At 68.2% G+C, this 12,586-nt stretch carries 12 protein-coding genes, 1 tRNA gene and 1 pseudogene; 4 read left to right on the plus strand and 10 right to left on the minus strand.

Translation table 11 applies throughout. From position 1 onward, the window contains the following. Positions 1–54: 54 nt before the first annotated feature. Positions 55–423: a hypothetical protein gene (locus HMPREF2716_RS06850; protein WP_073650766.1), complete on the minus strand. Its 369-nt coding sequence runs from the start codon at positions 421–423 to the stop codon at positions 55–57. 166 nt (positions 424–589) lie between these two features. Here HMPREF2716_RS06850 and HMPREF2716_RS06855 point away from each other — a divergent pair. The 3 genes and pseudogenes from HMPREF2716_RS06855 to HMPREF2716_RS06865 all read left to right on the plus strand — a co-directional run. After that, positions 590–1,024 (plus strand): annotated as a pseudogene (locus HMPREF2716_RS06855) (tyrosine-type recombinase/integrase); the annotation flags it as partial. Between the two features lie 41 nt (positions 1,025–1,065). After that, on the plus strand, positions 1,066–1,302 hold the full coding sequence (locus HMPREF2716_RS06860; RefSeq protein WP_033863021.1) for a type II toxin-antitoxin system ParD family antitoxin: 237 nt from the start codon (positions 1,066–1,068) through the stop codon (positions 1,300–1,302). Next, a complete protein-coding gene (locus HMPREF2716_RS06865) occupies positions 1,299–1,634 on the plus strand; it encodes a type II toxin-antitoxin system RelE/ParE family toxin (protein ID WP_023518131.1) in 336 nt (111 codons plus the stop codon). The genes HMPREF2716_RS06860 and HMPREF2716_RS06865 overlap by 4 nt, the downstream gene beginning before the upstream one ends. 92 nt (positions 1,635–1,726) lie before the next feature. Here HMPREF2716_RS06865 and HMPREF2716_RS06870 read toward each other — a convergent pair. From HMPREF2716_RS06870 to HMPREF2716_RS06885, 4 genes are all read right to left on the minus strand, one after another. Continuing rightward, positions 1,727–1,822 (minus strand) — tRNA-Sec (locus tag HMPREF2716_RS06870). 131 nt (positions 1,823–1,953) lie between these two features. Next, positions 1,954–2,571: a class I SAM-dependent methyltransferase gene (locus HMPREF2716_RS06875; RefSeq protein ID WP_023518132.1), complete on the minus strand. Its 618-nt coding sequence runs from the start codon at positions 2,569–2,571 to the stop codon at positions 1,954–1,956. Between the two features lie 94 nt (positions 2,572–2,665). Beyond that, the gene (locus HMPREF2716_RS06880; RefSeq protein WP_023518133.1) at positions 2,666–4,063 is read right to left on the minus strand and encodes an APC family permease; all 1,398 of its coding nucleotides are present in this window, start codon (positions 4,061–4,063) and stop codon (positions 2,666–2,668) included. A gap of 48 nt (positions 4,064–4,111) precedes the next feature. Further along, the gene (locus tag HMPREF2716_RS06885) at positions 4,112–5,518 is read right to left on the minus strand and encodes an aminotransferase (RefSeq protein WP_023518134.1); all 1,407 of its coding nucleotides are present in this window, start codon (positions 5,516–5,518) and stop codon (positions 4,112–4,114) included. A gap of 281 nt (positions 5,519–5,799) precedes the next feature. Here HMPREF2716_RS06885 and HMPREF2716_RS06890 point away from each other — a divergent pair, with 281 nt between their 5' ends. Next, positions 5,800–6,483 (plus strand): helix-turn-helix transcriptional regulator, encoded by a 684-nt coding sequence (locus HMPREF2716_RS06890; RefSeq protein ID WP_083318188.1) that lies wholly within the window; start codon positions 5,800–5,802, stop codon positions 6,481–6,483. A 3-nt stretch (positions 6,484–6,486) separates the two neighbouring features. Here HMPREF2716_RS06890 and selB read toward each other — a convergent pair whose 3' ends face one another. From selB to fdxH, 5 genes are all read right to left on the minus strand, one after another. Next, complete coding sequence (selB, locus tag HMPREF2716_RS06895) at positions 6,487–8,412, minus strand: selenocysteine-specific translation elongation factor (protein WP_003102294.1); 1,926 nt, start codon at positions 8,410–8,412, stop codon at positions 6,487–6,489. Further along, positions 8,409–9,815, minus strand: coding sequence for an L-seryl-tRNA(Sec) selenium transferase (gene selA, locus HMPREF2716_RS06900; RefSeq protein ID WP_003123517.1), 1,407 nt, complete (start codon positions 9,813–9,815; stop codon positions 8,409–8,411). Before selA ends, selB begins: the two co-directional genes overlap by 4 nt. Positions 9,816–9,893: 78 nt before the next feature. After that, positions 9,894–10,823 (minus strand): formate dehydrogenase accessory protein FdhE, encoded by a 930-nt coding sequence (gene fdhE, locus HMPREF2716_RS06905; protein ID WP_003116089.1) that lies wholly within the window; start codon positions 10,821–10,823, stop codon positions 9,894–9,896. A gap of 132 nt (positions 10,824–10,955) precedes the next feature. Next, a complete protein-coding gene (locus HMPREF2716_RS06910) occupies positions 10,956–11,582 on the minus strand; it encodes a formate dehydrogenase subunit gamma (protein ID WP_070621844.1) in 627 nt (208 codons plus the stop codon). 71 nt (positions 11,583–11,653) lie between these two features. After that, positions 11,654–12,583 (minus strand): formate dehydrogenase subunit beta, encoded by a 930-nt coding sequence (fdxH, locus tag HMPREF2716_RS06915; protein WP_004365410.1) that lies wholly within the window; start codon positions 12,581–12,583, stop codon positions 11,654–11,656. Positions 12,584–12,586: the final 3 nt, after the last annotated feature.

Genomic DNA, 12,586 nt, shown 5'->3' on the forward strand with positions numbered 1-12,586 from the left:
GTCGGCCCCGCCTGGCGGGATGCGCCGGCGCGTCGCGGCGATCCGCCTGCATGCTCAATAGAGACCGGTGGCGCTGCCCCGCTCGAACAGCGGCACCTGGTTGGCCAGGATCATGTTGTAGCTGAGCATGAACGGCACCCCGCCGTCGCTTTCGGCGATCTGGCTTACCCAGCCGATGGGGTTGTTGAACAGCGATTCGTCGGGGCTGAGCACGCCGACGGCGCCGCTGTCCGGGTCGCCGTCCCAGGTCACGTCGCCCCAGTGCCAGCCGAGGCCACGCACGTACTGCGCCCCGATCAGAGCGCCGAGGGCGAAGACCGCCTCGTCGTCGAGGCTGCGCCCCTGCTCCCTCGCATCGCGCACGTAGTCGGTGACGGCGGCGACGATCTGCGCCGGTGTCTCGTCCGCGGCGACGCCAAGCAAGGCGAGCCCCTGTGCCTGCAAGTCCGCCAGTTGCTGTTGCAGGTCCGTTGAAAGCGGATTGATCTCGGCCATCCCTGTTCTCCCGAGGCAAGGGTGCGCACCCGTTCGTCGGGCGCGCCATGAAGCGCGTTATCTTACGGCTTCGCGGCGATGAAAGCGCCCCCCAGCCAAACGTAGCGAGGCCCAAGGGCTGACCCTGGATCGGGTCCGGGATGGTGCAGTGCAATTCGTCAACACGAAGTCAAAGCGTCGTCGCTCGGTCCCGATATCTCCAGAACTGGAACAACGCCTGCACTCGCACCTGCGCCGCTACGGCAAGTTCTCCAACTGCCGCGACAGCTTCGACTTCGCCGTGAAAATGTCCGATGTCACCCTCCCTCGTGGGCAGAAATCGCATGTGCTCCGCCACACGTTCGCCTCGCACTTCATGATGAACGGCGGCAACATCCTGACCCGGCAAAAGATTCTCGGGCACTCGTCGCTGACCTTGACCATGCGGTATGCGCACCTCGCCCCGGACTTCCTGCAAGAGGTGATCAGACTCGGCCCGCTGAAAGACTTTCGTCACCTGCTCGATACCGGGGAGGATCACGAGTGCTAGTATGCTTTGGCAAATTTTGCCATTCCAGAGAGACTGGTCCCATGAGCACGATGAACATTTCCCTGCCGGATACGCTCAAGAACTTCGTCGATGAGCAGGTCAGCCAGCGTGGTTACGGCACCAGCAGCGAGTACGTGCGCGAGCTGATTCGCAAGGATCAGGACCGTCAGCGTCTGCGGGGCATGCTGATCGCCGGCGCGGAGTCGGTGCCTGCGGGACCTGCCGACGGTGACTACTTCGAATCGCTTCGCACACGGGTCCGTAAGACTCGGGGATGAAGGCGAAGCCCGTCATACCACGCGTACTCGCCAATCAGGACATTGAAGCGGCTGTCGATTACTACCTCAGCGAAGATGCCGAACAGGCTGCTCTGGGGTTCATCGATGCCCTGGAAAAGGCATACGCCCATATTGCCCGTCACCCTGCCAGCGGCTCATCCCGCTACGCCCATGAACTGGATTTGCCGGGGCTGCATTGCTGGCCACTCAAGCGCTATCCCTACCTGGTTTTCTACGTCGAGCGCGACGACCACATCGATGTGTGGCGCGTACTCCACGGCATGAACGATATCCCGTCCTGGATGCAGGCTGGCGAGAGCACACCGCACTGAAAGTCCTTCGACACTTTTTCGACACTGAGTGTTTTGAGAGACTGGGGGATTTTCTGGAAGCCTAGAGCCGCAAGGGCTACAGGCTGGAGAATTGGCGGAAGGCAGTGGGAGTCGAACCCACCCAGGAACGGCTGCCGTCCCCCACCGGATTTGAAGTCCGGCCACGCCACCGGGCGTGATTGCCTTCCTCTTTGATTTGCAAGAGGTTTTCCTCGAGACGGGAGCTTATCAGGCCGGGGTCCGAAGAAGAAATGCCGGATGTCATGGAAAGTCGTTCGCATGGCCGGGCGAGCAGAGCGTAGCCCAGCCTCGGAGCACTTCACAGGCGTTTCAGGCAATGGCAGTAGACGAAGTGCTGGACCCGGCCGGCGGGAGTGACGTGGTGTTCGTCGCGGTGCTCGGTGAGCTGGAAGGCGGAGCCGAACTCGGCGTGCAGTTCGTCGGCGTCGTAGCGCATGACTGGCAGGCCGCTGCATTCGGTCGGGCCGTCGGCGGCGAAGGTGGCGACGATCACGTGGCCGCCGTGGCGGACCGCCTTCATCACCTGGCGCACGTAGGCGCGGCGGGCTTCGGCAGTGGTAAGGAAGTGGAACACGGCGCGGTCGTGCCAGACATCGTAGGTGGCTTCCGGCAGGTCGACGCCGGTGATGTCGCCGGCGATCCAGCGCACCTCTTCGCCGCGCGCGCCGAGGCGGTTGCGGGCGACGCGCAGGGCGGCGTCGGAAAGGTCGAGCACCGTCAGGTCGCCGAAGCCTTCGGCGAGCAGGCCGTCGACCAGGGTCGAGGCGCCGCCGCCGACATCGATGATCGCCGCCTTGCGGGGCGCGCCGATGCGTCGGATCAGGTCGAGGGACAGCGTGGCCTCGGCCTGGAACCAGCTCACCGCGTCGGACGGTTTGCTCTCGTATACCCGTTGCCAGTGCTCTCGTTCGGACATGACGACCTTCTCCGTGTTGCGCTGCGACCCATTACCCACCAAGGGCGTTAACGGCACATTAACGCCATAGGCGGTGTTGCGACAGGGCCGCTCCTCAACCGTAGGCACCGCGCAGTGACATCACGCCGCGCCTTCGCGCCGCCTGGCGGATCAGCAGTTCGCCCACGGCCAGGGCCAGCGCCACGCCGCCGACGATCTTGCCGGCGTAGGCCCAGTCCATCGGCGCGCCGGGGGTGACGACGAACAGGCAGATGCCGGCCAGCACATGCAGCGCGACGAACAGCGCCCAGAGACTGGCCAGGCGGTCGCCCAGCGGCATCCGGTAGGGCCGTGGACGCGGGTCGGCGCGGCGCAGGCGGACGAAGGCCAGGCACATCAGCACATAGGGCATCATGAAAACCATGGCGAAGATCGACAGCAGGGTCCAGAACAGTTCCTCGGCAGTGTGCGCCACCAGGCCGTAGAGCAGCAGCAGGACGATGCTCACCGCCGAGGCCAGCACCGCCGAGCCGATCGGCGTGCCGTGGCGCGAATGGACCACGCCGAACAGCGCCGGCAGCTCGCCGGCCTTGGCCGCTTCCACCGCGGCACGGTTGGTGCCCATGCTCCAGGTGACCATGTTGGTGAAGAGGGTGAACAGGACGAAGGCGCCGACCAGGTCGGCGAGCATCCCGCCGGCGCCGTCGTGGCCGTAGATGTTGTAGAGGGTGTGGGCGAAGATCCGGGTGACGTCGGTATCCTCGGCCGGTACCGCGGCCAGCACGCCGAGGGTGCCGAAGATGTTGAAGGCGCCGACGATCAGCCCGGAGATCAGCACCGCGCGCGGGATATCGCGGCGCGCGTTGCGCATCTCCGCGGCGCTGCAACAAGCCAGCTCGGTTCCCATGATGCCGTAGACCATCACTCCCAGCGCGGCCATCTGGCCCGGCGAGGACGGGACGATGGAGTCCAGGCTGAAGTCGTTGGCGAAGCCATGGTTCCAGCCGTGGTGCAGGCCGCCGACGCCCAGGGCGAGCACCGCGAGCAGCTTGAGCAGCGCGCCGAGGTTCGGCAGCCACTTGCCCAGGCGCAGCGCGACCACGTTGAACGCCGCGGTGAGCAGCGCCAGGGCGATGCCGATGGCGATCTTGCCCCAGAGGCTCAGCTCGGGGAAATAGAAGGCGCCGAGCATGCTGCCGAACAAGGTGTAGACCGAAGGCATCCACAGTGCGTTGTTGACCCAGTACATCCATGACACCCGGGCCCCCCAGCGGAAGCCGAAGGCGCTGCGCACCCAGTGGTAGACGCCGCCGTTGGCGGGGAAGGCGGTGCCCAGCTCGGAGGTCATCATGGCCATCGGCAGGAACAGCAGGACCAGCACGTAGAGCCACCAGAACAGGCTCGACGGACCGAGGGAGGAAGCCAGGGCGATCTGGTCCATGAAGAGCATCGCCGAGACCGTGTAGAGCACCACATCGCGCAACCGCAGGACCTTGTTCTTGTTGTCGTCCATTGGGGTTCTCCTGAATGTTCGGGTGGGGCGCCGGCGGCGCCCCGGCGCTTACCGGTGACCGGCGCGGACAAGGTCCTCCACGGTTTCCTCGATGCTCTCGCGCAGCACCCGGACCACGGTATCGACCTGTTCGCGGGTGAGGATCAGCGGCGGCGACATCACGTTCAGGTGGACGATCGGACGAACCAGCAGGCCGCGCTTCTGCGCCCGCAGGTGGACCCACTCGCCGATGTTCAGGCTTTCCGGGAACAGCGCCTTGCTCGCCTTGTCGGCGACGAACTCGACACAGGCCATGAAGCGCATCCCGCGCACGTCGCCGACGATGGGCAGGTCGCGGAGGCTTTGCAGGCGCTCCTCGAAGTAGCGGCCGACCTCGTCGGCGTGGGCGAGCAGGCCCTCGCGCTCGATGATCTCGATGTTCTTCAGCGCCGCCGCGCAGGCCACCGGGTGGCCGGAGTAGGTGAAACCATGGCTGAAGCAGCGGCCCTTGTCCGGCTCGGCGATCACCTCCCAGATGCGCCGGGAGAAGATGCACGCGCCCAGCGGCTGGTAGCCGGAGGTGAGGCCCTTGGCGGTGAGGATGATGTCCGGCTGTACGCCGAACACCGCCTGGCTGGCGAAGAAGTGGCCGAGGCGGCCGAAGGAGGTCACCACTTCGTCGGAGATGTACAGCACGTCGTAGCGCTGGCACAGCTCCCACATCCGCCGGTGGTAGCCCGCGGGCGGGACGATCACGCCGCCGGAGCCGAACACCGGCTCGGAGATGAACGCCCCCACCCGGTCGGCACCGAGTTCGAGGATCTTGCGTTCGAACTCCTCCACCAGGCCATCGAGGAACTCGGCCTCGCCCACTCCTTCCGGAGCGCGGTAGTAGTAGGGACAGGCAAGGTGGTGGATGCGCTCGTCGAGGAAGTCGAACTCGGCCGGCCGGTCGGCGCTCTTGCCACCCAGCGACATGCCGAGCAAGGTCGAGCCGTGGTAGGCGTTGATCCGCGTGATGACGTGCTTCTTGGCGCGCTTGCCGCGGCAGTTCTGGTAGTAGTGCATGAGGCGGATCGCGGTGTCCACGGCGGTGGAACCGCCGGTGGTGAGGAACACGTGGTCGAGGTCGCCGGGGGCCAGCTCGGCGAGCTTGCGGCAGAGTTCGATGGCGCGCGGGTTGGCCATGTCGCAGAAGGGATTGGAATAGGCCAGCAGGCGGGTCTGCTCGGCCACGGTGCGAGCCATTTCCTCGCGCCCCAGGCCGATGTTGGTGCACCACATGCCGCCCACCGCGTCGAGGTAGCGGTTGCCGGCGGTGTCGTAGATATAGGCGCCGTCGCCGGCGGCGATGTTCAGCGAGCCGTTGACGCGGTGGTCGTCGAACACGTGGTAGCCGTGCATGTAGTGGGCCTGGTCGGCACGGACCAGGTCGGCGTCGCCGAGGGGGGACGTGGCGTGCAGTCTTGCGTTCATCGGGCTGTCGCTCTTCTCGGATGGATGCTCCGAGGGTGCAAGAGCACCGCGCGGCGGGCCATACCCCATTTTGGGGTAAGCGCTGGGTGCGGCCGACGCGGCTTGCTATCCTGCGGCGACAACGACAAGAACGAGCCGTACCGTCCATGCAGGCCATCGCCCCGAACGCGCTCGACCGCTGGCACGAACACCTGGCGCTGGCGATCCGGCGCCTGCGCCAACCCGACTTCCTCGCCGCGCTGGTCGACGCCATCCACCAACTGGTGCCGATCGAGTCGAGCATGATCAGCCTGGAACGCAAGAGCCACGCGCCCACCCTGCTCTACGAGCGCGGCATCGCCGAGCGCTTCCGCGAGGCGATCATCCGCCGCTACTTCTCCCGCGGCTACCTGCTCGACCCTTTCTGCCTGGCGGTGGAGGAAGGCCTTCCGGAAGGCTTCTACACCCTCGGCGAGATCGCCCCCGACGACTTCTTCCAGAGCGCCTACTACCAGACCTACTACCTCGGCGCCGGAGCGGTGGAGGACGTCTACTACATCCTCGACCTCGGCCCCACCGAGAAGCTCTCGATCTGTCTCTACAACGGCCTTTCGGCGAGCCGCTACAGCGACGCCCAGGTCGCCGCCCTCGCCGGCCTGGCGCCGCCGGTGCTGGAGCTGGCCCGGCAGTTCTGCGCCGGGCGCGCCAACCTCTCGCCGAACCCGCAGGCCGACCTCGCCCCGCGCCTTCAGGAAGTGCTGCGCGGCTTCGGTCGCGGCGTGCTCACCGACCGCGAACGCGAAGCCTGCCACCTGCTGCTCAGCGGCCACTCGGCGAAATCCAGCGCGCGGCTGATGGACATCTCCCCGGAGACCGTGCGCATGCACCGGAAGAATCTCTACACCAAGCTGGAAGTCGGCTCGCAGTCGGAACTGTTCGCGCTGTTCATCGAGTGCCTGAGCCAGGGGCAGCGCGTCGGCCCCTGAGACTCAGGGCGAGACGCCGCCGAGCAACTGTTCGGCCAGCGCCGAGCCCTCGCGCAGGCGACGGTCGTTGCCGATGCGGCGGGTCAGGCCGATGCGGTCGAAGTGCTCGAGGATCTGGATGCTGCGCTTGCGGCCGATGCCCAGGCGGTCGCGGAATTCCGCCGGGCGGATCAGCCCGGCGGGGTCGCGCACCTGCACGGCGATCTCGGCCAATTGACGCAGGGTGGCTTCCGGGTAGAACAGGTCGCGCACCACCTGCTGCAACTGGCCCAGGCGTGCCAGCTTGCGCAGCAGGTTGCGCATGACGGCTTCATCCTGGCGCAGCTCGCGGGCCAGGTCGCGGACCCAGGGCGGGTCGTAGCGGCCGGCTTCGAGCAGCGGCCAGAGGCGCGCGCGCAGTTGCTCCTCGCTATCGCTCAGGCGCACTTCGTGGCCGGGCAGGTGCAGCCAGGGCCCGCTGCTGTGCACATCGCCGCCGGCCAGGGCGGCGTCGAGCAGGGCGATGAACACCGGCCGCTCCAGCTGCGGCAGGGCGTAGCGACGCAGGCGGTCGCGGTCGGGACCGAGTTCGTCCGGTAGCTCTTCGTGGAAGCGCCGCAGGCCGGCGAGCAGTTGCTCGACCAGGGCGAACCAGCGCTCCCCGGCGAACAACCGGGGGCCGAGGCGGGTCTGCACCTCGACCACCTCTTCCGGCAGCCGCCAGTGCTCGCGCGGGCGGTTGAAGGATTGCACCAGGCGTTGCGGGTCGAGGCCGTTCTCGGCCGCGCCGAGCAAGGTCGGCAGCGCCTCCTCCAGGCTTTCCTGGCGCAGCGCCTGAAGCTGTGCCAGACGTGCCGGCGTTCGTCGGTTGCGCGCCGGCGCGGCGCCGTCGAGCACCCGCCCGCCGCCAAGGGTGCGCTGCGCCGACTGGTCGCGCAGCACCAGGCGGTCGCCATGCAGGGCCTGGATCGGCGCGTTCAGCACCAGTTGGGCGAAGGCGCGGTGGCCAGGCTCCAGTTGTTCGCCTTCGAGCAGGGCCAGGCGCCCGGTGACGTCCTGGGTGCCCAGGTGCAGGTGCACCGGGGTCCAGTGGGTGAAGTCGCGGAGTTCGTCGGGCAACAGGCGGAAGTCGATGTCGACCCGCGTGGTCGGCGCGTGCAGCGCGGCCTGCAGCAGCCAGTCGCCGCGCTGGATCTGTTCCAGCGCGAGGCGCTCGCCGGCGATGTTCAGGGCCACGCGCTGGCCGGCCCAGGCCTGTTGCGCGGGCCGGTTCTGCGCGTGCAGGCCGCGCACCCGCACCGGCCGTCCGGCGTTGCCGAGGAGCAGTTCGTCGCCCACCGCGACCTGTCCGGAGAAGGCCGTGCCGGTGACCACGATGCCGCTGCCGGCGACGCTGAAGGCCCGGTCCACCGCCAGGCGGAAGTATCCCTCGCGGCTACGCTCGCGGACTTCGCCGGCGAGCCCGCCGAGTGCTTCGCGCAACGCCTCGACGCCCTCCCCGGTGCTGCTGGAGAGCGGGAAGATCGGCGAGCGCGCCAGCGGGCCGGAGGCCAGCAGGTGTTCGACCTGGGTCCGCACCTGCTGCACCCGCTGCGGCTCGACCCGGTCGATCTTGGTCAGCGCCACCAGCGCCCGGCGGATACCGAGCAGTTCGACGATCGCCAGGTGCTCGCGGGTCTGCGGCATCAAGCCGTCGTCGGCGGCCACCACCAGCAGCACGCAATCGATGCCGCTGGCGCCGGCCAGCATGTTGTGGACGAAGCGCTCGTGGCCGGGCACGTCGATGAAGCCGGTGGGGCTGCCGTCGCCAAGGTCGGCGTAGAGATAGCCCAGGTCGATGGTAATCCCGCGTTGACGCTCGGCCGGGCGGCGGTCGCCCTCGATGCCGGTGAGGGCGCGCAGCAGCGAGGTCTTGCCGTGGTCGATGTGCCCGGCGGTGCCGACGATCACGACAGCTCGCTCCGCAGTCGCGGCAACTGGGCGAGGAACGCCGGCTCGTCGTCGAGCTGGCGCAGATCGAGCCAGAGGGCGTCGTCGTCGAGCCGACCGATCACCGGCAGCGGCAGCCCGCGCAGGGCTTCCTCGAGGTTGCGCAGGGCGCGTCCGCGCAGGCGCCTGGGCTGCCGCGGACGCAGGCACAGCGCGGCGCTGGCCAGCCGCGCCACCGGCTGCGCGCCGCTGCCGATCATGCCCAGGGCGTCGACCACAGCGACCTCCCAGCCCTCGCCGAGCGCCTCGCCCAGCGCCGGCGCCAGACGCTCGGCCTGGGCGCGGATCTCCGCCGCCGGGCGGCTGAGCAGGCGCAGGGTGGTCAGGCGTTCGGCGAGGCGGTCCGGATCGCGGTACAGGCCGAGCACCGCCTCGAGGGCGGCGAGGGTCAGCTTGTCGACGCGCAGGGCGCGCTTGAGCGGGTTCTTCTTGATCCGCCCGATCAGTTCTCGATTGCCGAGGATCAGCCCGGCCTGGGGCCCGCCGAGCAATTTGTCGCCGCTGAAGGTAACGATGTCGGCGCCGTCGGCCAGGGCTTCCTGCACCGTCGGTTCCTTGGGCAAGCCCCAGCGGGTCAGGTCCACCAGGGTGCCGCTGCCGAGGTCTTCCAGCAGCGGCAGGCCGTGGCCATGGGCGATGGCCGCCAGTTGCGCGGTGGGCACGCTGGCGGTGAAGCCCTGGACGCTGTAGTTGCTGGTATGCACGCGCATCAGCAGGCCGCTGCGCGGGCCGATGGCGGCTTCGTAGTCCCTGGCGTGGGTGCGGTTGGTGGTGCCCACCTCGTGCAAGCGCACGCCGGCGCGGGCCATGATGTCGGGAATGCGGAAGGCACCGCCGATCTCGATCAGCTCGCCGCGCGAGATGATCCCTTCCTTGCGCGCCCCCAGGCTGTTCAGCGCCAGCAGCACCGCCGCCGCGTTGTTGTTGACCACGGTGACTGCCTCGGCGCCGGTGAGTTCGCGGATCAGCCCGGCGATCAGGTCGTCGCGGTCGCCGCGCTTGCCGCTGGCCAGGTCGAACTCCAGGTTCAGCGGGTAGCGCGCGGCCAGGGTGATCGCCTCGATGGCCTCGTCCGGCAGCAGGGCGCGGCCGAGGTTGGTATGCAACACCGTGCCGGTCAGGTTGAACACCCGCCGCACGCGGCTGGCATGCTGCGCGGCGAGGCGTTCGCCGGCGCGCCCGGCGAGCACCGCCTCGCTCAGTTCGATCTCGGCGAGGGCACCGCGTCGGGCCGGCTCGCGCAGTTCGTCGAGCAGGTCGCGGAGGGTCGCCAGCAACGCCTCGCGGCCGTAGCGCTGGTGCAGGGGAGCGGCCGCCGCGCTGCGCAGCAGGCGGTCGACCGAAGGCAAGCGAACGGAACTCATGGAGAAACCTTATCCACAGGGTAGGGTCACCGACACGCCCATCATAGACGCGTCGGCGCATGCCCGCAGCGTCTTCGGCTATTCGCCGCCGGGGGCCAGCAACAGGTTCGGCGAACGCCGCAGGTAGCCGTCCTCGGCCAGGCGCATGTCCAGCGCCAGGCTGGCCAGGTCGTCGGCAAGGGCATCGGCGTGGCGGTCGAACTCCAGGTAGAACTGCTTCAGGTAGCCCTGGCAACTGGGGCAGGTCTCGGCGCGCAGCACGGCTTTTTCCGCCGGCTGCCCGTCATGCTCCAGGGACAGGTAGGCCAGGTGCTTGCTTTCCTCGCAGTGGCTGCACTTGATCCGCACGTAGTGCCATTCGCAGGCGCACAGCGAGCAGCTCAGGTAGCGCAGACCGGTTTCCTTGCCGCCCTGGCGGATCATCCCGGCCATCGGCGGCGAGCCGCAGGCGGGGCACAGGGTCCGGCTCTCGGTCTCGACCACCGCGCCCTCCTCCAGTCCCAGCAGCCAATGGCTCCAGGCTACCTGCAGGGCGGCGCCGAGGAACGGCACCAGGGCCGCCGGCAGGAGGTCGAACTGACCGCTGAGCAAGGCGATGGCCCAGGCCTTGCGCTGGCCTTCATCGGCTTCGCGCAATTGTTCGAGTGCCGCGCCGACGGCGGCGTTGGCCGGTGCCGGGTAGCCCGCGAGCAGGGCATCCAGCCAGGGCAGCCAGGCGCCTTCGCGCACCAGCAGGTCGTAGGCCAGCGGCGGCATGCCGTGCTCGCGACTCTTGCGCAGGCGCTCGGGGTCGAGCGGGGCCAGGGCCGGCGGGTTGTCCAGCAGCGCCTGCTGGAGCCGGCAGAGACCGGCGACCAGCCGCAGGTAGTCGCCCATCGGGTGCCCCTCGGCCAGTTGCAGCAGACGCTCGCCGCGGCGGGCGAACAGGTCGCGCGACGGCTGGTGCAGGTGCGGGGGAATGTTGGCGGCGGCTTCGATCTGCCCCGGCTGAAGAATGGTGCGTGACACGGGAACTCCTCGGGTCTGCGCCGGCGGGCCGGTGGGCCGCGCCGCAACGATCGGGCGCCCGGTGGGGCGCGGAATGAATGCAAAGGCCCCATCGCTGGGGCCTCCGGTCGGGCGATGGCGACACTATACGCGTCAGTGCTCCTCGCCCTTGCCGACTTCCTTCAGCCAGCCGTTATGGTGCTTGCGCGCCCAGGCGCGGCTGACCTTGCCGTAGAGCATCGCGCCCATCGAGCCCTTGACCCAGATGCCGGCGTAGATATGCACGATGATGCTGGCGATCAGGACGAAGGCGGCGAAGGCGTGCAGGAGCGCCGACAGGCGGATCGCCTCGATGCCGAACCAGGCGCTGAAGTACTGGCGCCAGATCACGATGCCGGTGACCAGCAGGGTCAGCATGCTCAGCAGCAGCACCCAGAACAACAGCTTCTGCCCGGCGTTGTAGCGGCCGACTTCCGGGAGGTTCTCCTCGCGGTTGCTGACCACGTCGCGCCACTGCTTGAGCCACTGGATATCGCTCTTCTGCACCCGGTTGTGGTGGGCGAAGCGCACCACCAGGCCGAGGAAGAAGACGAACATCGCCAGCCCCAGGAAGGGGTGCAGGATACGCGTCCAGGGACCGCCGCCGAACAGGTTGGTCAGCCAGAACAGCGCCGGGGGGAACAGCGCCAGCCCGGACAACCCGGCCATGAAGAACAGGATCGCCACGGCCCAGTGGTTGCTGCGCTCGTTGGCGTTGTAGCGCTGGATTTCATTTTTCATTTCCGACTCCTCGAGAGCGCCGCCGCTGCCGCCGGGTCGCGGAGGACCGGCGGCAACGCCCGCGCGCAGGCTCAACGACGCTCGTGCGGGTCAAAGGTGTGTACCGACGGATCGACCTGGTGCACCGGTGCCTCGGCTTGCCCGTGGTCTTCCTCGTCGTCCGCGCGGTTGGGACCGACGCGCACATAGTGGAAGAACCCGGCGAGCACCGTGGCGCCCATGGCCAGCAGCGCCAGCGGCTTGGTCACGCCCTTCCACAGGCTGACCAGCGGGCTGACGCTCGGCTGGTCGGCCAGGCCGGCATAGAGCGACGGCTTGTCGGCGTGGTGCAGCACGTACATCACGTGGGTGCCGCCCACCCCTTCGGGGTCGTACAGGCCGGCGTTCTCGTAACCGCGGCTCTTCAGGTCGACGATGCGTTCGGCGGCGTGTTCCTTCATGTCCTCCTTGCTGCCGAAGACGATGGCGCCGGTCGGGCAGGTCTTCACGCAGGCCGGCTCCATGCCCACCGAGACGCGGTCGGAACACAGGCTGCACTTGTAGGCCTTGTGGTCCTTCTGCGAGATCCGTGGGATGTCGAACGGGCAACCGGTGATGCAGTAGCCGCAACCGATGCACTTGTCCTGGTTGAAGTCGACGATGCCGTTGGCGTACTTCACGATCGCCCCCGGGCTCGGGCAGGCCTTCAGGCAGCCCGGCTCGGCGCAGTGCATGCAGCCGTCCTTGCGGATCAGCCACTCGAGGTTGCCGGCCTCGTTCTCGTACTCGGTGAAACGCATCACCGTCCACGAGTCGGCCGTCAGGTCCATGGGGTTGTCGTAGGTGCCGTGGTTGTGGCCGACCTCGTCGCGCAGCTCGTTCCATTCCGAGCAGGCGACCTGGCAGGCCTTGCAACCGATGCACTTGGACACGTCGATCAGTTTCGCCACTTCCTCCTGGTTCCGCACCGAGGGCATCGGCGTGGTGGTCGCGGAGCGGGCGTGGATGTCCTGACTACTCATGTT

Origin of the sequence: Pseudomonas sp. HMSC076A11, assembly GCF_001810205.1 — a bacterium.
Classification (GTDB): Bacteria; Pseudomonadota; Gammaproteobacteria; order Pseudomonadales; family Pseudomonadaceae; genus Pseudomonas; species Pseudomonas aeruginosa.